Annotated in this window: 18 protein-coding genes; all 18 read right to left on the bottom strand. The window is 41.4% G+C overall.

Annotated features, from left to right (window positions below):
* Nucleotides 1-69: 69 nt before the first annotated feature.
* The gene (locus J0X14_RS08285; protein ID WP_207097287.1) at nucleotides 70-432 is read right to left on the bottom strand and encodes a transmembrane 220 family protein; all 363 of its coding nucleotides are present in this window, start codon (nucleotides 430-432) and stop codon (nucleotides 70-72) included.
* 2 nt (nucleotides 433-434) lie between these two features.
* The gene (locus tag J0X14_RS08280) at nucleotides 435-1,808 is read right to left on the bottom strand and encodes an alkaline phosphatase family protein (protein ID WP_207097286.1); all 1,374 of its coding nucleotides are present in this window, start codon (nucleotides 1,806-1,808) and stop codon (nucleotides 435-437) included.
* A complete protein-coding gene (gene eboE, locus J0X14_RS08275) occupies nucleotides 1,805-2,995 on the bottom strand; it encodes a metabolite traffic protein EboE (protein WP_207097285.1) in 1,191 nt (396 codons plus the stop codon). Before eboE ends, J0X14_RS08280 begins: the two co-directional genes overlap by 4 nt.
* On the bottom strand, nucleotides 2,992-4,161 hold the full coding sequence (locus J0X14_RS08270; RefSeq protein WP_207097284.1) for a 3-dehydroquinate synthase: 1,170 nt from the start codon (nucleotides 4,159-4,161) through the stop codon (nucleotides 2,992-2,994). Before J0X14_RS08270 ends, eboE begins: the two co-directional genes overlap by 4 nt.
* Before the next feature lie 3 nt (nucleotides 4,162-4,164).
* Nucleotides 4,165-5,064 carry a UbiA-like protein EboC gene (eboC, locus tag J0X14_RS08265; protein WP_207097283.1) on the bottom strand — a complete coding sequence of 300 codons (900 nt, stop codon included), beginning with the start codon at nucleotides 5,062-5,064 and terminating at the stop codon, nucleotides 4,165-4,167.
* A complete protein-coding gene (locus tag J0X14_RS08260) occupies nucleotides 5,064-5,972 on the bottom strand; it encodes a TatD family hydrolase (RefSeq protein ID WP_207097282.1) in 909 nt (302 codons plus the stop codon). The genes eboC and J0X14_RS08260 overlap by 1 nt, the downstream gene beginning before the upstream one ends.
* Before the next feature lie 4 nt (nucleotides 5,973-5,976).
* Complete coding sequence (locus J0X14_RS08255; RefSeq protein WP_207097281.1) at nucleotides 5,977-6,822, bottom strand: EboA domain-containing protein; 846 nt, start codon at nucleotides 6,820-6,822, stop codon at nucleotides 5,977-5,979.
* A 193-nt stretch (nucleotides 6,823-7,015) separates the two neighbouring features.
* On the bottom strand, nucleotides 7,016-8,146 hold the full coding sequence (locus J0X14_RS08250) for a Gfo/Idh/MocA family oxidoreductase (protein WP_207097280.1): 1,131 nt from the start codon (nucleotides 8,144-8,146) through the stop codon (nucleotides 7,016-7,018).
* Between the two features lie 36 nt (nucleotides 8,147-8,182).
* Nucleotides 8,183-9,049, bottom strand: coding sequence for a sugar phosphate isomerase/epimerase family protein (locus tag J0X14_RS08245; RefSeq protein ID WP_207097279.1), 867 nt, complete (start codon nucleotides 9,047-9,049; stop codon nucleotides 8,183-8,185).
* A 13-nt stretch (nucleotides 9,050-9,062) separates the two neighbouring features.
* The gene (locus tag J0X14_RS08240; RefSeq protein ID WP_207097278.1) at nucleotides 9,063-10,583 is read right to left on the bottom strand and encodes an MFS transporter; all 1,521 of its coding nucleotides are present in this window, start codon (nucleotides 10,581-10,583) and stop codon (nucleotides 9,063-9,065) included.
* A gap of 23 nt (nucleotides 10,584-10,606) precedes the next feature.
* Nucleotides 10,607-14,128 carry a PVC-type heme-binding CxxCH protein gene (locus tag J0X14_RS08235; protein ID WP_207097277.1) on the bottom strand — a complete coding sequence of 1,174 codons (3,522 nt, stop codon included), beginning with the start codon at nucleotides 14,126-14,128 and terminating at the stop codon, nucleotides 10,607-10,609.
* Between the two features lie 498 nt (nucleotides 14,129-14,626).
* Nucleotides 14,627-15,451, bottom strand: coding sequence for a hypothetical protein (locus tag J0X14_RS08230; protein ID WP_207097276.1), 825 nt, complete (start codon nucleotides 15,449-15,451; stop codon nucleotides 14,627-14,629).
* A gap of 31 nt (nucleotides 15,452-15,482) precedes the next feature.
* On the bottom strand, nucleotides 15,483-16,121 hold the full coding sequence (locus J0X14_RS08225; protein ID WP_242527953.1) for a hypothetical protein: 639 nt from the start codon (nucleotides 16,119-16,121) through the stop codon (nucleotides 15,483-15,485).
* 70 nt (nucleotides 16,122-16,191) lie between these two features.
* A complete protein-coding gene (locus J0X14_RS08220) occupies nucleotides 16,192-16,860 on the bottom strand; it encodes a hypothetical protein (RefSeq protein WP_207097274.1) in 669 nt (222 codons plus the stop codon).
* Nucleotides 16,861-17,049: 189 nt separating this feature from the next.
* A complete protein-coding gene (locus tag J0X14_RS08215; protein WP_207097273.1) occupies nucleotides 17,050-18,237 on the bottom strand; it encodes a formylglycine-generating enzyme family protein in 1,188 nt (395 codons plus the stop codon).
* Between the two features lie 146 nt (nucleotides 18,238-18,383).
* Complete coding sequence (locus tag J0X14_RS08210; RefSeq protein ID WP_207097272.1) at nucleotides 18,384-19,415, bottom strand: DUF481 domain-containing protein; 1,032 nt, start codon at nucleotides 19,413-19,415, stop codon at nucleotides 18,384-18,386.
* 26 nt (nucleotides 19,416-19,441) lie between these two features.
* Complete coding sequence (locus J0X14_RS08205; RefSeq protein ID WP_207097271.1) at nucleotides 19,442-20,455, bottom strand: HAD family hydrolase; 1,014 nt, start codon at nucleotides 20,453-20,455, stop codon at nucleotides 19,442-19,444.
* A gap of 12 nt (nucleotides 20,456-20,467) precedes the next feature.
* A complete protein-coding gene (locus tag J0X14_RS08200) occupies nucleotides 20,468-21,700 on the bottom strand; it encodes a carbohydrate porin (RefSeq protein WP_207097270.1) in 1,233 nt (410 codons plus the stop codon).

The raw sequence follows: 21,700 nt of genomic DNA, 5'->3' as shown, positions 1-21,700 counted from the left end.
AGAATAACCGAACTGTTAATTTCGGTTTATGAACCGTAGGATGCTGCTCGTTACACCCCTATAAATCGTTTAGCCCTTTGCTTTGTTCAAGAAACGGGTCCGTAATCCATAAATCAACATCACGACAGCTGCAATCAAAGAGCCCAAGGATTCCCTGCCCTCTTCAATGTTTACGGTTTTCATACCATGGTCCAACTGGACCCCTTCATAAGTCTCGGGCCAATACACCACAAATAATACCAAAAAGAAGGCAGTGAGTACAAAATAGATGATCGGTTTTAGTTTTTTCAACAGGAATAAAACCGATGCTACAGCAGCTACCGCATAGATCAATACCCATTTTAGCGCATCTGGGTCATTGAACTGAACCACAATAGCATAACCAAATAACAGGGTGAAAACAATTGCGAAAATTTTGAAGAACGTTTCCATATTTATTGAATTACATGATTTTTAAGCACATCATACACCTCGGTAGCAAGTAGTTCCAGCTTGGGCAAGTTGCCCACATTATTAGTCACAAGAATAGGCCAATCCTCCTTGTCCTCTGGGATTCTTCCGTGGGAACCTTTCACCAATTCGGCTTTCAAGGGGATTACATCCATTACGGTCCTAAAGCCCAGTTTCTTTTTTAAGAGTTTCCAAATCACTTTGAGAACAACCAGCTTATCCGCTGGGTCAGTAAACATTTCAACGGGGTCATATCCAGGCTTTTTATGGATATCCACCATTCGGGCATAATCGGGTGCAACAGCGTCATCTTCCCAAAAATAATAGGTAAACCAACTATCATTATCAGCGACAAGGACAAAATCCCCAGCGCGTTCATGGTTTAAGTGATGGGCCTCAAGTTCATTTTTGGGAATAACCTTTTCTACCCCAGGAATTGTTTTCAGATATTCATGCAGTTTCTCAAAATCAGTCGATTCTTTTGCATAGATATGGGCAATTTGATGGTCCGCAACGGCAAAGGCTTCGCTTGCCCCAGCATCCAAAAGTTCAAGTCCTCTCTCTATTCGAATGCCCAAATACCCTTTTTTTCTTAAATAGCGGTTGATATGAATTGGATTGGAAACATCGGTAATTCCATATTCAGATAACAATACAATGTTTGCCGATTTTTGCTCATAGTATTCCACCAAATCCTTTACTACGGCATCTATTTCACGCAAGTCCTTTTGAATAATATCGAAATTCAGCCCATGGCGCTGAATGTTATAGTCCAAATGGGGTAAATAGACGAACGTCAAGGTTGGATTGTTTTCTTTGTCCATTTCCAGGGTCGCTTCAGCAATCCATCTACTGGATGCTATGGACGTTTTGGGTCCCCAGAATTTAAACAACGGAAATGTGCCCAATTTGGCCTGCAGTTTGTCTCTCAACTCAGCTGGATAGGTATAAATATCAGGGATTTTTCTTCCATCGGCCAGATAATTGGGTCTTGGGGTGGCACTAAAGTCGACAGTACTATACATGTTATACCACCAAAACATATTGGCACATGTAAATTCTGGATTGATGACTTTTAACTCGTCCCAAATTTTTGGGGATTGTACCAAAGGGTTGCCCTGTCGCCAAAATTTGACCTCAAGTTCATCTTTGAAGAACCATCCATTGCCCACAATGCCATGTTCTGTGGGCCACTTTCCCGTAAGATAGGTACTTTGGGATGAACAGGTAACGGCTGGCAAGACAGGTTTTACCACACTGCCTTTTCCTTTATCCAAAAATGATTTTATAAATGGGGTATGTTCTCCTATTAATCTATGGGTGAGTCCAACAATGTTGATTACAACCGTTTTGTTCATTTCAATCTCGATTTCATCCAGGACAACTCCCTTGCAATGGATTCCGTGATTGGAACCTTCAATTTGTCTGGCAAAACATCCCAAGTATAGGTTTCTACTTCTATATGATTACTTACAAAATGCCCTTCCAAATACTCTAATACTTTTACAATCTGGTCTTGTGTGGATTGCAACAACCCGTAATCTTCCAAGAAAATGGGCACATGAAAATGAGAACGCAATTCGTCAAAAGGCGCTTTTTTTTCCAAAACTATGGGTAAATCGTTATAGGTCTTGACTGTTCCATTCACCTTTTCTGTAACTTGATGCAAATACACAGGCTCGTTGAATTGAGCCAACGTACTCCAAAGTTCTTCTTCTTTATCTTGTTGATAGAGAATCTTCAGGGCCGCACTGATTTGTATCTTACCCGTTTTGATTCCTACCTCTTTAAATCTTTCAAATGTCAAATTTGGCGCTTCGTAAGCCAATGCAAAATGACATACGTCATAACAAACGGTAATATATCGTTTTAGCAACTCCTCTACCTTATCCGTACTCAATTTAAACGACTCAAATGCCTTGATGGCCTCAGGAATGAGATAGTCCTTGTAAAAATCCAGCACTTCTTGGGTGTTCTCCAAAAAACCATCGGGTTCGGGTTCCACATCCAAATGCATGTATCTTCCAGATTCCTTTTCAATTTTATGCAGTTGCAACGCCACTTGGACCATATGCTGTGCACCACGAACAAAAGCCTGTTCTTTTTTTGACTCAGCGTCAAACCAATGTTTATAGGAAACAGGCGAAGTGGAAATACCGCATTCCATACCTTCAGGTGCTAAAAAATCCAATTGTTTGAACAAACGCTGTGTATACTCCAATCGTTCTTTTGTGGTCCAATCGGGCACATGGACATTGTCCTTAACTGGTTCTCCATGGAAATTCCCGTAGGGAAATCCATTCATAGTGAACACATAGCAGTCATTTTCATCAAGCCAGTCCTTAAAACCTTGGAGTTTCCCGTTGTCCAGTTCAACGCTCGCTGTATTGCTCAACCTTAATCCAAGCCCAAAGGAATCATTCGGAGAAACTGCTTTTTTAATTTCGGGTAAATTTTGCTTTAGACTGGTAAAAGTTTCTTCCCAATCTCCTCCGGCATGAATATTTGTACAATACGTTAAATGGTATTTGTCCTTAATTCTCATATGGAATTCTGAGGTTTGAGAATAAAGCTACGGACTGCTTTTTCCATTACTTTGTAGTCAATATGGTGAACATCTATTTGTTGGCCTATTTCTGAAATAAGAGTGATGGTAAGTTCGCCTCCCAAATGTTCCCGGAATTCCTCTATACCTTTCAAAAGTTCTTTGATTTCAGCATCAGTTTCCAAAGGAACTTCCAAATTGAATCCCACCTTCTTCATCACGGAAAGGATTCTATCCAAATCTTCACCCAATGTTCCTGTCAACTTAGCATAGACCATATCTATAGCCATTCCAATAGCAACGGCTTCGCCATGTCTTAGGGAATATTGGGTCATATATTCCAATTTATGGGCAGACCAATGTCCGAAATCCAAAGGTCTGGAAGAGCCATTTTCAAAAGGGTCTCCGCCTTTGGCAATATGTTGCATGTGCAATTCAGCACACCGGTGAATCAGATAGGCCATGGGTTCCATTTCCCTATTGGCCAGTGCTTCGGCATTGGATTCGATATAATCAAAGAAAACTTTATCCTTCAATAGGGCTACTTTGATGGCTTCCGCCACCCCTGCAATCCAATCCCTTTGTTCCAGGGTCTGCAAGAATTCCAAATCGTTTATTATGGCAAATGGAATAGCGAATGTTCCCAAAAAATTCTTTTTTCCAAAGGCGTTTACGCTGTTTTTCACGCCTACCGCGGCATCGTTTTGCGCCAATACCGTTGTTGGGATTCGGATGAGTTGAACGCCTCTGTGGGCAATTGTCGCAGCATAGCCAACCATATCCACCACAGCTCCGCCACCAATGGCTACTACAAACGAATGCCTGCAGATAGCATTTCTATTGATGGCTGCCAAACATTTTTCAACACTGGACTGGTCTTTTTTACTTTGTTCCCCGCCGGGCACTGAAATCAATTCCGTAAACTGAATTTGGTCCTTGAAGTGCTTGCAATATGCTTCTATTTCATCCTTTACATAGGAATGATGGTCCAAAACTCCCTGATCTACCACAAATAGACATTTTATGGGATGATTGGGACGATACTCTGCCAAAACATTTTTGAACAACGGATTTTCCAATGCAAATAAATGCTGGGTAAACAATAGTTGATATGTATACCGTACTTGAAATTCTTGTTGAATGGTTGGCAATGTAATTTTGTCCATATACTAAGTAACTGCAAATTGTTTTGCCAAATACATTGATAATGGCAATAATAATAGAATAATAAGTCCAACAATTATATTGGAATGGGCCACTGCTATGGCCGCATCCAATAGAATTATGGATATAACCCCTGTTTTTACCGCTTTTTTGATATTTGCCGGGCTATTTTCCCTATATGCGTTAATCAATGGCCTAAATACCATAAAAGCGAACAGTGCTAAAAACACAAGGTACCAAAGGTCTCCACCCGTGTAAACACAATGAAGATAATATACACCTAGCAGCACCAGTATATATAACAGTCCTGCAAGCACAATATTGCCTTTGTTCTTCCCATGGACCTCACCCCGGCTCACCATGGTAACCGCAAAGATAAACACCACAGGAATCAAAACATAGGGCCAATTTCCCATTGCATTCAGCAAAGAAATCCCCATGAGAAGGTTAAGTCCCCGGCAAACACCCATGTTCAGCGGCCCTAAAAATGCGTGGTGCTTTGCAAATTTATCGTAAGACAAAATGGCCACAGCCAAAAAAACAGAAATAAAACCAGATGTTTTATGTATCAAAAAAGCCAAGCAAATTCCGACCAATAGTAAAATAAACCCAAACAATCTGGCTTTGCCCAAAGGAACTATACCACTTGGGATGGGTCTTTCTGGACGTTCAACCTTATCGATTTCTATGTCAAAAACATCATTGAGTACAACACCTCCTGCATATAAAAACATCGAGGCCATTATCAAAATTAAAGCAGGAAAGAAATTACTGTGCGGTATTTCAAAAGCGCTCAGACCAGCAAAAAATCCAGATATTGATATTCCAGCAATAATATCAGCTGCTGCAGTAGGTAAGTTGGCAGGCCTACACAGTTGAAGATATGCCTTTAACTTTGGACTCATCAAACAATTTTGTTATCCTCTACCTTGGGCTCCTGACCACGAAGAACACTATTGTCATTAAAAAGTTTTCTTTGGTCAATAGCCTCTGGGCTTAGCCAGTGCTCCTCTTTCATTTTTCCTGATCTTCCGAAAAAGTCCAAGGCATTTTGGTAGCATGTTTTTACGACATCTTCGCGAGCAACGCCATTTTGAAGCATCAAATTTGCTGTCTTGGGAACAGCCAATGGGTCACTCACACCCCAGTCGGCAGAACTATCCACTATAATGTTTGTACTACCGAACTTTTTTACCACTTCCACCATACGTTGGTTGCCCATCTTGGTTTTGGGGTAAATAGTGAATGCTGCAATAAAGCCTCTATCGAGTACTTCTTGTACGGTCTCTTCATTATTGTGATCTATTACCACCATTCCAGGATCTAAACCATGCTCCAAACAAATTTCCATACTTTTGATGGTACCTGCTTTTTTATCTCTATGCGGGGTATGTACCTGGACCATCATGTTAAAGGCTTTGGCCAACTCCAATTGTTCCCTAAAGAAACGGTCTTCTGCCTCGGATTGGTCATCATAACCAATCTCACCAATGGCGACAACATTTTCCTTATGAAGATAAAGTGGTAACAACTCCATCACCTCTTCAGCCAAAGGCACATTGTTGGCTTCTTTAGAGTTAAGACCAATAGTGCAATAATGCTTTATTCCAAATTGTGATGCTCGAAACGGTTCCCAGCCTACAAGACTGCTGAAGTAGTCCTGAAATGAGCCTACCTGTGTTCGAGGCTGTCCCAACCAAAAGGAAGGTTCTATTACCGCAACGACCCCTGCCGCCGCCATGGCCTCATAATCATCCGTGGTCCTTGAGGTCATGTGTACGTGTGGGTCTATGATCATCATTTTATCATCCATGATATTATAAATTTTTCCAGGTTAGTTCACCCTTTTCAACTTTTTCTAGATGGGTGTCATATGTATTGAGCAAGGTTTTTGCTTTATCAACTTTTGAATGGTAGCAAACCAAAGTTGCTGCCTTCTGTTCCCTTTCATCTTCACTTTTGAACAAACGTTCTATGTCTTCAATCAGGTTACCTTCCAAAAAGTTGGATACGGGTCTCCAGAACAGAGGGTCAATTGCTCTAGAAGCTGCCCATCTTTCGTGGGCATAGTCGGAGATGATTCGTGCCAAATCCTTGTTGGCCATTTTTTCGATTTCCGGTATCTTTTTCAAATCTTGCTGCATAAAAGCAGCTTTAAGGTACATTTGGTTCCACTCACCCGTTGTAAAATATTGGGATGGGTATGGATTATATTGGGATATGGCGTTAAAAACCGTGGCTATATTGGTTCTAAGTGCTTCTACAGCCGCAAAATTAAAGTTCTTAGGCTCTGGTAACAGAACCAAATATTTTAGGAACGTTTCCAGCTCGGTTATATCCGCCACTTGAATGAGTTGCTGTACGGGCTTTAAAAACTCATCAGCAGCGTCCAGTACCGAAGAAAGAACAAAAATCCTTGCAATTTCCAAGGTTGATGCCTTTTGAACCTCCAAATAGCTCTTCCATTCGTAATCCTTAGAGCCAAAATCCGTAATTGGGGCATTGGAAATCTTTGAGGCACAAAGACTGTAGGTGATATACAAATCTTTTTTGCTTTTTGTATCAAAGATTTGCTCCACCGCATTTGCCAACCATTGGAATTCAGAATCGCTTAAATTTATTTTCAGAATATCGGAGAGATATTCTTTAGAGGTTTTGGCCATAAAATATTGACTAGAATCTTTTGGTTTTACAAATATAACGAGGGTTGAACGAATTTATTTAATCCCATCGATTTATCTTTAAACAGAAACCTTTTGAGTCTCTGCAATAAAGCGAATCTTCAATGCTTGACTTCAATTAAAAGCCCCAATAAAACTATTGGGGCTCTTTTCTTTTTGATAAATTATTTTAAAACTATTCATCACTTAAAGTGAAGTCCGGTAAACTAATTTGCTTGCCCCCCTGCAAGGCCGACTCGTGTGCCAAAATACCAACACAGGTGATATTGGCTGATTGCTTAGCGTTTGGATACGGTTCTTCACCCTGTACAAGCGCATTAACGAACTCATGCACTAAATGTGGGTGCGAACCACCATGGCCGGCACCTTGTGTAAAGGATAAGTGTTGATTATCGTCCGTATCGTAAACCCCTTTGGTGGTAAAGCGCTGGATTTCTTCCGGCAGATACTTGGCGTAATCTGGCGATTCCATTTCTTCGGGTATTTCGGGTTCGGGTTTTTTAGCCGTATGGACCACCAAGGGATGTCCCTCTATCAATGGCCACTCCACCGATTTTTTGGAGCCATACACTTCAAAACTTTCGCGGTACTGGCGTGCCACATCAAAAAGTGATCGGTACACATGCGCGCTTAAATCTGAATTTCTGAATTTTATGTGCGTACTTTCCACCGCGAATGGAGAATTGTAAATCGGAATAAGTTCTTCTCGAATAGTTCCGGAACCAAAACAAGACACATATTCCGCCTCACCTTTTGTCAATGCCAACACGGGTCCCACGCAGTGGGTCGCATAATGCATTGGAGGCAATCCTGGCCAATAATTGGGCCATCCGTCCATATCTTGTTGGTGACTGGCTTTTAAATATTGTATTTTTCCCAGTTCTCCTTTGTCATACAACTCTTTCATGAACAAAAACTCCCGTGCGTACACCACAGTTTCCATCATCATATAGGTTAAACCCGTTTCCTTGACCAATTCCACAATTTGTTTGCATTCCTCTACGGTTGTTGCCATAGGTACGGTACATGCCACATGCTTCCCTGCTTTTAGTGCCTTGATGGACTGTTCCCCGTGATTAGGAATGGGGGTATTGATATGGACCGCATCAATATTTGGGTCTTTTAAAAGCTCATCATAGTCTGTGTAACGAACATCAATTCCAAATTCGTCACCAATAGCATTCATTTTCTCCTCGTTACGCTGACAAATAGCGTACATTTCAGCATTTGGGTGCTTCTGATAGATTGGAATAAATTCTGCTCCGAAACCAAGACCTATAATGGCCACATTAATTTTTTTACTCATGTTTTATATTTTAATAATTCTGATGAAACAAGCTTCTTAGTTTGAAGCCCATTTTTTTAAAAATTGAAGTCCGTCTTTAGCGAAATCGTCTTGGGTATCTGCCTTGGGCGTCCAAAAACAAACTGCTCCCGCCAATTCCACATTTTGGGTGGTAAAACTTTCAATGGAAACCACACCTTCATAGTTGATGGCTTCGAGTCCTCTTTTATAGGCACCCCATGGGGTTTGACCACTTCCAGGAGCGCCTCTGTAATTTTCGGATACCTGAACGTGAACCAATTTATCACCAGCTGCCATGATGGCACTTTCCACATCGCGTTCTTCAATGCTCATGTGAAAACTGTCAATCATTACTTTAGCCGCCGAATGATTGATGTCTTTTACCATTCGAAGGGCATCATCCGTGGTGTTCACCAAATCTGATTCGAACCTGTTTAATGGCTCCAAAGCGATTTCTAACCCTCTATTTTCAGCCATTTCACAAACGTTTCGCAAGTTTTTCACAGCCAAATCCCATTCCGCCTTTCTTTGTTCAGGGGGCAACATCCTTGCCTTCCCAACGGCGGAATACATAGGTCCCGCAAAAAAGGAAACGCCCAATTCCTCACAGATATCCAGACACGCTTCAATATAAGAAAGTCCATTTTTTTGAACTTCCACGGATTCATTGGTCAAATCACGGGAGCTTCCAAATGCTCCGCAAATGGTTACGTCAAGTCCATATTTATCTAGACCTTCCTTTACTTTTTGTACATCTATCAATGTAGGATCTTCAACCGCAATTTCTACGACATCAAATCCTAATTGGGAAATCCTTGGAAAAAGTGCTTCGATGGTTTCCGTTGTAAAAGGGGAAGCCCATAACCACGTACTTGCACCAAACTTAATATTTTTTAAAGTCATGTGTTCTTACTTGTCAATTATCATCATGCGTAGTCAGTGCTACGGCAGCGTAGCCCCCTTTCTTTTTGAAATATAGGATAAGTGCCATATAGCTTATAAACATTAAAATCGGAAAAATAACAATGTATTGTAATGCTTCCTTTTTGGACTGATGCTGAACCTCCGTTATGGTTTCAATTTCAGCATCGGATGCATTCTCCAATTTTTGTTTGTCCAAGGCCCGGTAATCCCCAAAAACACTGGTTTTTTCATCGGTAATAAATTTCTGGCTCAATTCCGTATTTTGGATGTTGTCATATTCCTTGATTCCTTTTTCAATAGAGCTATCTTGAATAAATCCAATAATTCCCGCTCCAATAACACCAGCTGCAATCATACCCAAGCCTCCAATTATATTGAGGGTCAAGGCACCTCCCTTTGGAAAACGTTCAGCGACCACACCAAGCATGGTGGGCCAGAAAAAGGCTTTACCGAATCCGTAAATGGTGGCAGCCACCAATATCATTACGCCAACTGACTGGGAAAGGAAAAATAGTCCTGCCGCAGCCACCAATGAACAAATGGCCAATAAACCGAGCGGCGACACTTTATGGATAATGGGCCCGGCAAACAAACGCAGCACAAACATAATTGCAGAGGTATACACCAATACCCATCCAGCTTGTAGCCCTATTTTGGTCATTGCTGGCGTCATTAAGTCGGTAATCCAGCTATCCGTACCGAGTTCGGTTACCGCCAACGGTATCATGATCAACAAAAGTATCACAAACAATGGCTGGCCGAAACTTCGTGTATAGAGTCCAAATAATACGGTAATCAGCAAGATAATGATCACATTCAACCAAAGGGTCCAACCAAACACCTCACCTAATTGAAACACCACTATGGATACAATAATAAGCGCTCCTGCAGCACCAACTTCCTGCAACATTTCTTTATAGGAAACACCCGCCTGTACACGTTCATTCACAGGGAACTTGCGACGCAACATCATCACACCATAAATCAACGTTGGTATTAGTGTAAGGGCAATTTTATACTCCCAATCCATTTCTGCACCCATTATTAAGGCAAAAACACCCCCTAATACCAAACCTCCCGGCCAACCGGCATGCAGCATATTTAACCACTTGGTTTTTTCTTTGGCAAACATGGTCGCTACCACTGGATTTACAACAGCTTCTACAACACCATTCCCAATAGCCCCAATAAAAGTGGCCAGGTACAGTGAGCTATAGCCTGTAGCGGTAACGGTAAGAATTACCGAGGCAACATGGCATACAAATGCAAAACCTAAGGAAGTTTTATAGCCTATCTTATCGACCACAAGGCTAAAAAGGACAATACTAATGGCAAAGGGCCAGAGACCAACTCCTGAAATTTCCCCCAACTGGGTCTGGGTCAAATTAAAATCTATACCCCATTGCGGTAAAACGATAGCCCGAAGGATAAATCCAAAAGCTGTGGTTACCAATGCAACAAAACACGTTAAGAACAACAGCCTATCTGGCGCGGAAGCAGTTTGATTATTCATACTTTTAATTACTTAATGGTTGATTAATTTACACGCAATACTCCCTGCATAATTCGCCAGTGTCCTGGGAATGTGCATATATAAGGATAATCCCCTGGCTTATTCGGCAATTTTATGGTCAATGTATAACTGCCTCCTGAATTAATTAAAGGCGTTGCGGCGATGACTTCGGGCATTTGGGGTATATACTCCAATTCTTGCCCATTGCTGGCCATTGCCAATTTATCGGCCTCTGCCCCAACTTTATCCTTGGTTCCAGGTTGAACCAGCACCAAATTGTGCTGCATGAAATCTGGATTGTTAAGCACAATCTGAATGGTTGTGCCCCCCTTGGCCGTAATTAACTCTTTGTCATATTTCATGACGTCCTTCAAGGTGTTCAGGACAATTACCTGATCCACATCCTCAACAACTTCAGTCACTGCAGAAGTATCTAAAATTTCTAGCTTTCCATTTCTGAATGAGGTTGTTCTGGAATAGAATAAATCAGGGTAATCGGCCACTTTATCGCCGCCGGTACTTCTTTCAAAACCAACCCTTACACCACGTTCTTTTTCTAAATCATTTTTGAAAAGACCCGCCGTCTGGGTCGAACCAACTTCCTCTCCATCAATTACCAACTTCATTACACCGTCTTCCTGTAATCCTGCCACAAATTTGAAGTTCTTGGGAAGCCGTTCCGAATTCACCACTTTATACGTTCTGCCATTTTGGTTGATGACAAAATTTAATTGTCCATCCATAAAGAACAGTCCATACCCGTTTCTTCGGTTTCCTTGCACCATAATAAGCCCTGAATGCTCTTCGTCTGAATTATTTTCAATGTCACCGGAAACAATCCATTCCCTATTGGCCACTTCTGGAGTTAGTGGAACTGCACGTCTCCACGTTCTGCGCAGTTGCACCATATTTAGTTGGGAACCATAGGCCAATTTCTGAGCAAGAGAGGCTTCCATTAAGGAAGGATTCTGCTTGTACCCCCTTTTGGCAAACTCTGCCTTAAATCCATCTGCATTCAATTTACCCGAAATGGTCAAGGCATGTTTCAACCACATATCGGTGAAATTTTCTTCCTTTTCGGCCATATCTACCAATACACTTCCAATAGCATTGGATGGAGGCAATTCAGAAGTGAACAATGCTGCTGCCAATCGTACCCTGTAATCCTCATCTGCAAACAGTCCAGCTTTCTCAATGGCCTCAAATGTTTCCACATTTTTGGGCAACACTTGAATTGCGACACGTCTCACACCTGCGGTAGGATGTGATAATGCTTTTGTGGCAACATCCAATGCCTCTTTGTTGGAACCATCAAAAGCACCTAACCCATGAAGTGTCCATAAGGCGTGAATAGCTGGAGCATTGATTCCTACTTCGTCAACGGATTCATCTTGTACCAACGTATACAATTCTGGAAATACAGAGGTATCTCCATTTTCCACCAACAATCGTTGTGCGTGTGTTCTCCAGAGCATATTATTGTTGGACAATGCTTTTACAAGACCTTTTTTATCGTTTTTGTCCAATTCAAGGGTGTTGTGCTTATCATGTCCTTTGTAAACCACGCGGTAGATACGTCCGCGAGAACGGTCTCTCAAAGGGTTCACATACGCATTTCCATAACCATTCATCGCTTCTACCCCAGCAGAACTAGGAGAAGGTGTTGGGTTATGCTGAATGATAAAATTGTACCAATCGGCAATCCAAACAGCTCCGTCAGGTCCTACTTCAGCTTGAATGGGCCCTGCCCATTCATCACCACTGGTCAATAGGTTCCATCCATCGCCATCTTCTATAAATCCGGCTCCTTCTTGTTTTAGATTCACTCTATGCACCAATCTACCTGTTGGTTCGGTAACAAATGCCACACTGTTCCAATACGATTTGGGAAAATCCCTTGCGGTATATAAACTGTGACCCGCTGCTGCAGTAAACCCTCCCATGACATCCACCTGTCGAAGGGCTTTGATAGCATAGCGCATATCGTAATGGGCATCTAATTTTGTGATACCGTTTTCATCGATGTCCGCTTTTTCGAAATATCTTTTTGGAATACCAAAAAATGCGGTGTGCGTATTATTGGCTGTGGAAACAAAAACATCAAATTCTTCAGAAAAACCTAATCCCCATGTATTGTTTGAAGTATCACCTAAATGCTCAATGTCCATTGTGTTGGGGTCAAACTTGTACATGGCATTGTCAAACTTCAAAGAATCCGCACCGCCTTGTTGCGACACGCCTTCAAAACCAGAGTAGCCTACCATACCCCAAATATTGTTGTCCAAACCATACCGTAAGTTTGAAGATTGGGCATGGGTATCATGTTTTCCCCAACCAGGCAGAATATCTTCCCGCACATCCGCCACATCATCACCATCCGTATCCTTTAGGAACAGAAATGATGGGGACTGGCTAACAATGATACCGCCATTGGAGAACACAAAACTGGTAGGGATGTTCAATTTTTCAGCGAAGGTAGTTACCTTATCTGCTTTGCCATCGCCATCGGTATCTTCCAATATTTTTATACGGTCATCCCCCATATCATCATCCTTTACTTCGTTGGGATAATCTACGGTTTCAATGACCCAAAGTCTTCCTTTCTCATCCCAGTTCATGTACATTGGATTATAAAGCATGGGTTCCGATGCAAACAGTTTCAGCTCAAATCCAACAGGGACTTGCATTAAGGACATCGATTCTTCGGGAGTCAAAGGTTGTTGGACTCGCGGTGCGGGGTCTCTTTTTTCGTAGTTGGGCACAAGTCCGTCTGTATATTCGGGTTTAGCTATAGTTACCTTTTCAAGGTTTGCTTTTGCTTCCTCTCCAACGGACCACATGATTCCATTCTTTACCAAATCCAAGAAACCTTGATTACTGAATGTATTATCGTCATGGCCGTAAGCGGTATAAAACACCCGGCCTTCTCCATAGGGTCTTACCCAAGTGTAGGGTTCATGATGATCACCTTCCACGCGCTCTGCCAGCACTTCTATATTGGGTGAAATCTTATCGTGCACATAAGTTTCATCCAAAGTTTTAAAGGCTGGAATACCTTGCATAACCTCATGTTCTGGCTTTAGGATAACGTTTTGAATGGTATCGTACTCATGACTTTTGAACTGACCGCCAATCATCTCAACGACCTCATCGTTATTTCTAAAACAAAAGGAAGCACAGTGCAGTGCAATCAATCCTTTTCCACCCTTAACATAACCCAAAAGCGCTTCGGCCTGTGGCTCTGTGATGGAATCATGGTTTGCATAAATCACCAATCCTGCATAATGGTCCAGATTTTCTTTGGTTAAATCGTCTGGATTATCGGTAAATGAAATATTGATACCACTCCTAAAGTACTCTCTCGATAAAATACTAGCCAATTTTTCGGAGTTGTGGTGGGCATTGGTTTTATGACCCAAAAAGAGAATCTCCATTCTTTTTGGAGTATTGTCTATTGTGCTGGATTTCTTGGGCTTACATGAGCTGATCATGACACATAGTGAAGCCACAAAGGCCAAGCCTAGCCAAATTTTTTTAGTCTGCATTCGTTAATAATTGGTTATTACTTGATTTTGATTTGATTTAACTTGTAAAGTGAACCGTTGAAAATAAAGTGTTCGCTTCACACTTTTTAAAAATAAGGTTTTTTTTCAAATTGTCATTTTTTTCACCTGCATGCGATCAATAAAACATTCTTTTTAGGATAAGATTAACATATTTGAGGTTTTATGTAGCTTTTCTAAATAATCACAAGAATCTTAATTCCGATTTCCTTTTTTATCGCTTATGTTCATCTGAATTCACACTTTGCACAAAATCGGTACGACCACTATCGTTATTAATTTAGAAGTAAACAACGTACTCAGATTGACTTGTGGATTATTTGCGAAGAAATTGATCAATCAGCATTTGGTATACATACTGAAAATCCAAGGATGGCAATATTGCTCATCTCCTCAAAGGGTTGAGTAGAAATGGATGCAATAATATATTGCTTACAAAAACAGCAATGAAGGGTATTTATGTAAGCAAAGGTATTCGGCCTATTTAGGAAATAACAGCACTAGGATGACCCTAAAGCCCCATTCTGCCGTATTGCCATTTCCATAGGGAATTCTAGGTCCACCGCCCACTTGCGCCAACTGGCTTCCCAGTGAAATTACTTTGGAACCAACGAGATTTAGATTCCCTGAGGTTGAATGGGCATCCCAATTTTGGGTCAATTCGGTGTTCAATGCCATGGCATAGCCTCCAGAGAAGTTTTTTGCGATAAAAGGTTGAAAAAAGGTAACGCTCACATCGCCCCTATCCGCATCGCCCGCAATGGACCAAATATGGTTTACCAACGTTCCAACTGTTACATTTCCAATTTGTTTTAATCCTACCGCAGTAGGTCCCACGCCAAATTTCCCTGTTCCCAATAGATCATCTGTCGCAGTAGGAATCAGGAGTGCTGGACCCACACCCCAAATTAAACCACCGGATGTTGGCTCTTTCGGGGAAAAGAAGGCACTTATTGTGGCATCTCCCAATCCGGATTGGGAACCACTGTCCCCAAAAACATCACTCTGGAAGGTAATCGGCATAATAACCCGAGCTATAAGGTTCCAATCTTCATTTAGGCTCATGGGAATCACTGGTTGAATGTTCAAGGTAAAGCGACTTCCATCGGCCGGACCAATCCCAAAGTCAAAATTTCCCTGGAATGGAACACTGATAAGGCTTGCTACCGGATTCTGCAATTTTTTTGCCAATTCATCAGCATTGGAGGTTTGCTGGTCCTGAGAATATGCAACAAGACACGTGCTCAATGAAATAATGAACGTTAGAACAAATTTTAATGCTTCCGAGAGGTTTTGAGTTTTCATGATATTGAATTAAAATGATTGATCTATGCTATTAGAAAGAATACCCAACTTTGATACCGTATCGCAATGCCGGTAAGGCAATTCTTTCTGTTTCTCCATTGGGATTGATTTCGAAATCCGCTCCCCATTGTTCAAAAATCCCATAGTTGGACAAAGCTTCGGAAAGGTCATCATAAAAGGCTTCAGGAACTGGTACTTTCTCCTTTAGTTCAAAAGTGTTGAAGGTCAATCCCGGACCAAAAATGATGAAATCGACAAAGAAGGATTTGTACACCTCTAATTTATAGCCCACTTGAAGGCCGTATCCAAAGGTTCTTATCTTGGCATCTATTTGCAACTCATGTTGAGTTTCGTCCTCAGCGATGTAAATGCCTTTAATTTCATCCTTGGTTCGTTGAAATTTGGCATAGGCCCCTACATAAAATCCATAGTATGGTGTGCTGGTTTTCTGCACATACCATCGGAATTCAGGAATTAACTTAAACCCTTTAAAGTTGAAGTCGTCCGTCATAATACGGTTCCCATCTATACCTTCAACCCTAAAGATTCCAGAGGAGAATTTTCCTCCCATGGAAAGGCTAGCAGTCATATTTTTGTTAAAACCACGCTCATATTGGAATTGTGCAGTACCAAAAACGGGAAGGAATATATCTGCACTAACATGGTTCATATTTTGTCCATAGCCGAAAAGGACACAAAATGCAAACAGAAGAAATACCTTTGCCTTCATAGCTTCTTGCTTATTCACTGCCTAATATCCTATCCACCACAGATTGGGCATACTTTGCAGCAACCTTTTCTATATTTCCGGGGTCTTTTACCTCTACCGACGTTACCGATAGTAATTGTTCATTTTCATTACCGTTTAGATCAAAGACGACGGTCTCCAAATGATAATTTTTTGAAACTGATGTAGTACTGCTCAAGGGTACATACACCCCTGGATCGTAATAACTGTAGTAATACCTTGAAAATCTTCGGTAAGGTGGTGCATAATACCCTCCGCCCGCATAATACCCTCCACTGGTTTGGGTGTGTACAGTTTGGTCAATTTCCTTTAATGTGGTCAATACCACAAGATCAATGTTCTCACTCTTAAACATTTGGGCAGTTTCACTGACCTGATCTTCGGTTGTTTTTTTGTTGGGATCTAAGGGTGGAAATTTAATTGAGGCTGTTTCGGATTGAATCCCTTTTTCGGCAAGTCTAACCTTAAACTGTTCTTCCAAGACATATCGGGCATTTCTATCGTTGACCTTTACAAGAATCAGGTTGTTGCCCTCTTCCAATTTACTTTGTAAGGCATCTTCGCTCCAAGAGCCTTTTAAATTTATTGTACTAGCGCATCCTGTAAACAAAAAAGCAGTCAACAATAGTATTGTCGAACATTGTAATGAGGTTGATTTCATGATATTTTAGTTTTAATTAAAGCAGGCGAACTCTGGTCTCCAGAAACGTACTAATTGAGTATCATACTGTCTTCAATTTAGCATATTTTTCGGTAAAAAACACTATTTATGTGCATCAAATAGTATTGAAAATTAAGGCTTTACCCCTATTTCTTTTCTACTGCACCCTCATAAGGATGTGCAGTTCCATCATCTCACTTCCCTAACACATCTAAAGCCGACATGTTGCATACCGGAATCTGGGCTTAAACGCATTCTTCTGGAATTCCTGAACCCGGAACACCACCCATCATTGCATAAAAATGACCCTCCCCGAACCACTTTATTGGTGGCCTGTTGGTTAAAGACCTCATTGGTCCTTTCCGGGCCATTTGGGTTCAAGACGGTTTGCCCTTTATCTTTCAAAGTTTGATAATAATCGGCGCCATACCAATCCAAAGTCCATTCCCACACATTCCCGGAAATATCATATAAACCATAGGCATTGGGGGGGAATGATTTTATGGGCGCCAATGCTTTAAAACCATCTTCCACTGTATTTTCGTAAGGAAAATCCCCTTGTAAAAAATTCCCTCTCAGATCAGTATCGTGCACTATTTCATTGCCCCAGGGATACATGGTGTTATTGCTACCGCCCCGCATGGCATATTCGTATTCTGCCTCGGTGGGCAAGCGTTTATTGGCCCATTTGGCATAGGCCATGGCATCGTACCACGACACTTGGGTAACGGGCATATCTAAAATGGCATCCAATGCTGGATTGCCACCATCAGGATTCTTCCAATTTACCCCTGTTTGAAATGACCACCAGTTGGCCAAATTGTCCTTTGGCGTACCCTTGGGCACATAATGGAACACCAAAGCACCCGCTTTTAGCATTTCATCATCTGGTTTGGGTGTTCCAGGGGGGACTTGCTTTTTTAATTCTTCCCAATCCACATCATACTCGGCCACAGTCTTGTATCCTGTTGCCTCAACAAATTCCAAAAACTCGCGAACGGTTACCTCATGTTCGTCCATATAAAAATCAGAAACTTGAACGGAGTGTTTGGGAAATTCATCGGGCTGTGGCAATGCTGTGGCTGGCATGCCTTCTGGGTTTGAGGGCATATCGCCCCCCATATCAAATATGCCTCCTTTTATGAGCACCATTCCGGAAGTGTTCGTCAATCTGTTTTCATCTGGGTGAATATTTCCAATGTTTGCCAGGGCTTTGCCGTCCAGATATTGTTTTCCCATAAGGGAATCTGAAGGAACATAGCAATAGTGGTTTGCCGAAACAAGTTCTGGCCCGGCCTTCTTTTTTTCCGATTTGCACATGGTGAGCAATAGTGCAAAAAATAGCAAGCTTGGAACTTTGTACGTAGTAATCTTCATTTGGGTAGGTTCTTTATTCCATTAAAACATGAAGGAAAGGACTATCGTGTTATCGGTATTGAATGCCGAAGTAACCTTTCCCTTGCTTAAGTTACGTTAATTGAATAGGTTTTCTAGTTTTTTTGGTTCTGTTCACAGCCCTGTTTTTAATTAAATTCCCAACCAAAGGTGGTATTGAATACATAATCGTCTTTTAAAAATCCTTCTGCGGGTTGATTATCATAATTGTATGTAAATCCAATTTTTATAAATAAATCCAAGGGCAAATCATATTTTAAATTGGCAGTTATGTCGCTTCTTAGTCGCCCACTTTCAGTTAAGCTGGGATATAGAAGCATTCGGGTAAAAAAATCCAAATCACCCATGTCGAACATATTAAATTCCAACCCCACATACGATTCAAACGAGTTTTTGTCGGCACCCTGAGCGGTCAAATACTGTTCGTTGTTCCAGGCCAGTCCACCTCCCAGCCCTAGATATAGGCTATTGTTGTGCACTAGGTATTTACCGACCCCAGCACGTAGGTTGGTACGTAAATCCAAGTCTATTTGATTGTTCGAGAGAAAAGATGCATTGGAATCCAAAAACCAATCCCTTTCCAAAAAATACCTGAAGTTCAATCCAGCATCAATACGTTTGGTTCCCGACACATCCTCTTGTTTGCTTACCACTGAATTGTAAGTGGCATCCGCTTCCCATTTAAAGCCTACATAACTTAAAGTGCCGTTTACAACAAACTGGCTTAAATTATTGCTTTTGGTAAAATTGTAGCCCAACGAAATACTCGTGGAAATCCGGCTTATAAAGTTGGATTTCACCGCCTTGAACTCCACCACGTCCTGAACGGGAACTTTTACCCAAGAGGTATCCACCCTTTTTAAATAGATCACACCATGTTCATTTTGTTCGGCCCTGATTTTACTTTCAAACCGATACCCTTTGGTCAGGGTTACAAAATAGGTCTGCTCGCTAGACATTGAGAGTACTTCCAACCATGTAATTTCAAAATCGGAATCGCTATAATCGGTTTCCATGGTCAGCACACCTTTGGACATGCGCTTTATTTCACCAACAAGTTTGTCCTGATTTTTGAGCACAATGGTATCGGACTGGGCATGGATTTTTAGCCCAGAAAAAGCAAGTAGTAAAAAGCAAACGTAGCGTAAAAATTTTATCATCCCTTTTTTCATTTTCCCATATCTCATTAATCAACAAAGACCCTATTCCAATCCTGCTTCATATCAATTAGGGTCCAACCTTGCTTTCTCGAGATTTCCATTCCCTCTTCCAAACGACCAGCCGGAGTTTTTTCATCGTATAAAAATTCACGCTTGCCGTCCGTGTGGTTTAGGTACAGCATAAAAGTTGGATGCGGATTATTGGTAGAAGCGTATTCCATCATTTCCAAATCCCCATCAGAATTTCCCACAACCATAATGGGTTTCTTGCCAATTATTTTTTCAATATTGATGACTTTTCCCAGATGGTCATCGTAAAAGTCAAATGTAGACGTGGGTACAACCGCTATGGAATCCTCAAGTTGAACCGTTTCTGTTTTGAAGGTTGACCCAATAATATGATTTTCTTCAATACCATAAATTTGGGGTTGCCATGCACGCATAAACTTGGCACCACCTCCCGAAACAATATAAATGGTAAAGTTATTGGCGCGCAGATAGTCCAACAATTCCAACATAGGCTGGTAGACCGTCTTGGTATATGTCCGCTTTAATACAGGGTGTTTTGCGGTACCGAGCCATTTGTTGACGGTTTCACTGTAATTTTCGTGATAGAGCGAATCGATTTCACCGATCATGCTTATCAATTTGGTTTTATCGACTTTCATTAATCCTTCCACATCGTTTTCAACCACTTCCTTATAGGGACTTTCGGTTTTGTATTTTGAATTGGTTTGCGATAATTCCTTTACCTTATCAAACACAAAATACAATTGCGATGGCAAGGGCTGCTCTGCCCAGAGTGTACCGTCGTTATCAAAACAAACAATCCGGTCTTCAGGTCTTACGTACTGCGTACCGGAAGAATCGGTCACTAATGTTACAAAATTGATGATGTCGGTTTTTGATTGTACATCGTTAAAAGAAGGTAGTGGGTTTTCAACAGGTTCCTTTGATTGGGCTTCTTCATGCTTGTTTTTGCATGACGGCATTACCAAAATCATACAAAACAATGCCATTACATACTTTGTGCTGACCATACCTATCATTCTTTACAGTTTAATCGACGACCTCAATCCTAAAAATGTTGCAGTCGCATTATTTTTAATAATGGGATCGGTAATTTGCAAATCGGCACCTAGTGAAAACCAATTTGTTGCCCAATACTGATAAAAAACCTCAAGTCCCATCTCATTCCGCAATGGCATGCCCATTGAGTCTGCTATATCATCAACAATAGTACTTAATGAATAGTTGTAAAGGGCAATTCCCCATTTATCTTGTGAACGGTTTCTAATAAAACTGTTGCCTCCAACACCTGCGAAAAAGCTAAAATCGACCGGATTGGGGTTGCCGTCCGAAAATGCAATTTGCCCAAAGAATCCCCAACTTCTCGATGGGTCTTCATTTAGTTTCATTATGGGCTGACTAATGGCATAACTTCCATAAAATCGATGTTTTTTATCGCTGATCGGAATGGTTACGGGCGAGCTTATATCACCTAGTGCATACAAATTGGTTCCATCTTGAGTGCTGTAAACAAAACGTAACGAGTGTGAACCCATTAGTTTCCCAATTTTCACATTGAGCGATGGTGAGGCTGACAGCACAATACCTTCGTCAAAAGGGGATTCAAAGCCTGTTTTACCCACCACACTCACTGGGTCGTACGCCATAAACGTCCATCTTAATTTTTCGTTGCCAACAGAAGCGATAGCACCGAACAAATACGGCGGGGTAATCCCCGAAACAGGTGCTGCAAAACCTAAATTCCAAAATGCATCAAGACCTGCACCTCCACTAAATTTGGTTCCTGCAGCCATATCCACCATGTTGATTTTACCAAAAACAACTTGGTTACCGGGTTTCCAGCCGTATACCAAATACACATTACTTATATCGAACCGCTCACCACTTTCAAAGCCTGGAAATGTGATTGCTGTATTTTTGGGAATCAATACCTGCCCTGACCCATCAAGGGCGTTCCCAAAATTATATTCGGCTTTGGTAACCAATGTCCAACGGTTTAGGCCCAGTGTTTTTCCATTGAATTTAACATCCAACTGTGTCTTTCCGTTGAAAACGCTTTTGTTGGAACCTTCACCGGAAACAAAATTCTGGTTAAAAACAGTTACCCGCGGCTGAATATACAGACCTTTGGCTTCCAAGCTATCCCTTAAACCATTCCAATTTCCCAACAAATAGTTACGTTGTGTTATGTCCTGCGCCGATAGTATTGAAAGCGCAAAACATAGCAACACCATAAGCTGCACGTTATACTTCAT

Source organism: Allomuricauda sp. CAU 1633 (assembly GCF_017313225.1).
Classification (GTDB): Bacteria; Bacteroidota; Bacteroidia; order Flavobacteriales; family Flavobacteriaceae; genus Flagellimonas.
Note: the sequence above shows the minus strand (reverse complement) of the source record. Positions and strands in the feature narration are given on the sequence as shown.

Coding starts and splice junctions, on each gene's coding strand:
- J0X14_RS08285 (WP_207097287.1), bottom strand. CDS start 432: ATGGAAACGTTCTTCAAAATTTTCGCAATTGTTTTCACCCTGTTATTT.
- J0X14_RS08280 (WP_207097286.1), bottom strand. CDS start 1,808: ATGAACAAAACGGTTGTAATCAACATTGTTGGACTCACCCATAGATTA.
- eboE (WP_207097285.1), bottom strand. CDS start 2,995: ATGAGAATTAAGGACAAATACCATTTAACGTATTGTACAAATATTCAT.
- J0X14_RS08270 (WP_207097284.1), bottom strand. CDS start 4,161: ATGGACAAAATTACATTGCCAACCATTCAACAAGAATTTCAAGTACGG.
- eboC (WP_207097283.1), bottom strand. CDS start 5,064: ATGAGTCCAAAGTTAAAGGCATATCTTCAACTGTGTAGGCCTGCCAAC.
- J0X14_RS08260 (WP_207097282.1), bottom strand. CDS start 5,972: ATGGATGATAAAATGATGATCATAGACCCACACGTACACATGACCTCA.
- J0X14_RS08255 (WP_207097281.1), bottom strand. CDS start 6,822: ATGGCCAAAACCTCTAAAGAATATCTCTCCGATATTCTGAAAATAAAT.
- J0X14_RS08250 (WP_207097280.1), bottom strand. CDS start 8,146: ATGAGTAAAAAAATTAATGTGGCCATTATAGGTCTTGGTTTCGGAGCA.
- J0X14_RS08245 (WP_207097279.1), bottom strand. CDS start 9,049: ATGACTTTAAAAAATATTAAGTTTGGTGCAAGTACGTGGTTATGGGCT.
- J0X14_RS08240 (WP_207097278.1), bottom strand. CDS start 10,583: ATGAATAATCAAACTGCTTCCGCGCCAGATAGGCTGTTGTTCTTAACG.
- J0X14_RS08235 (WP_207097277.1), bottom strand. CDS start 14,128: ATGCAGACTAAAAAAATTTGGCTAGGCTTGGCCTTTGTGGCTTCACTA.
- J0X14_RS08230 (WP_207097276.1), bottom strand. CDS start 15,451: ATGAAAACTCAAAACCTCTCGGAAGCATTAAAATTTGTTCTAACGTTC.
- J0X14_RS08225 (WP_242527953.1), bottom strand. CDS start 16,121: ATGAACCATGTTAGTGCAGATATATTCCTTCCCGTTTTTGGTACTGCA.
- J0X14_RS08220 (WP_207097274.1), bottom strand. CDS start 16,860: ATGAAATCAACCTCATTACAATGTTCGACAATACTATTGTTGACTGCT.
- J0X14_RS08215 (WP_207097273.1), bottom strand. CDS start 18,237: ATGAAGATTACTACGTACAAAGTTCCAAGCTTGCTATTTTTTGCACTA.
- J0X14_RS08210 (WP_207097272.1), bottom strand. CDS start 19,415: ATGATAAAATTTTTACGCTACGTTTGCTTTTTACTACTTGCTTTTTCT.
- J0X14_RS08205 (WP_207097271.1), bottom strand. CDS start 20,455: ATGGTCAGCACAAAGTATGTAATGGCATTGTTTTGTATGATTTTGGTA.
- J0X14_RS08200 (WP_207097270.1), bottom strand. CDS start 21,700: ATGAAGTATAACGTGCAGCTTATGGTGTTGCTATGTTTTGCGCTTTCA.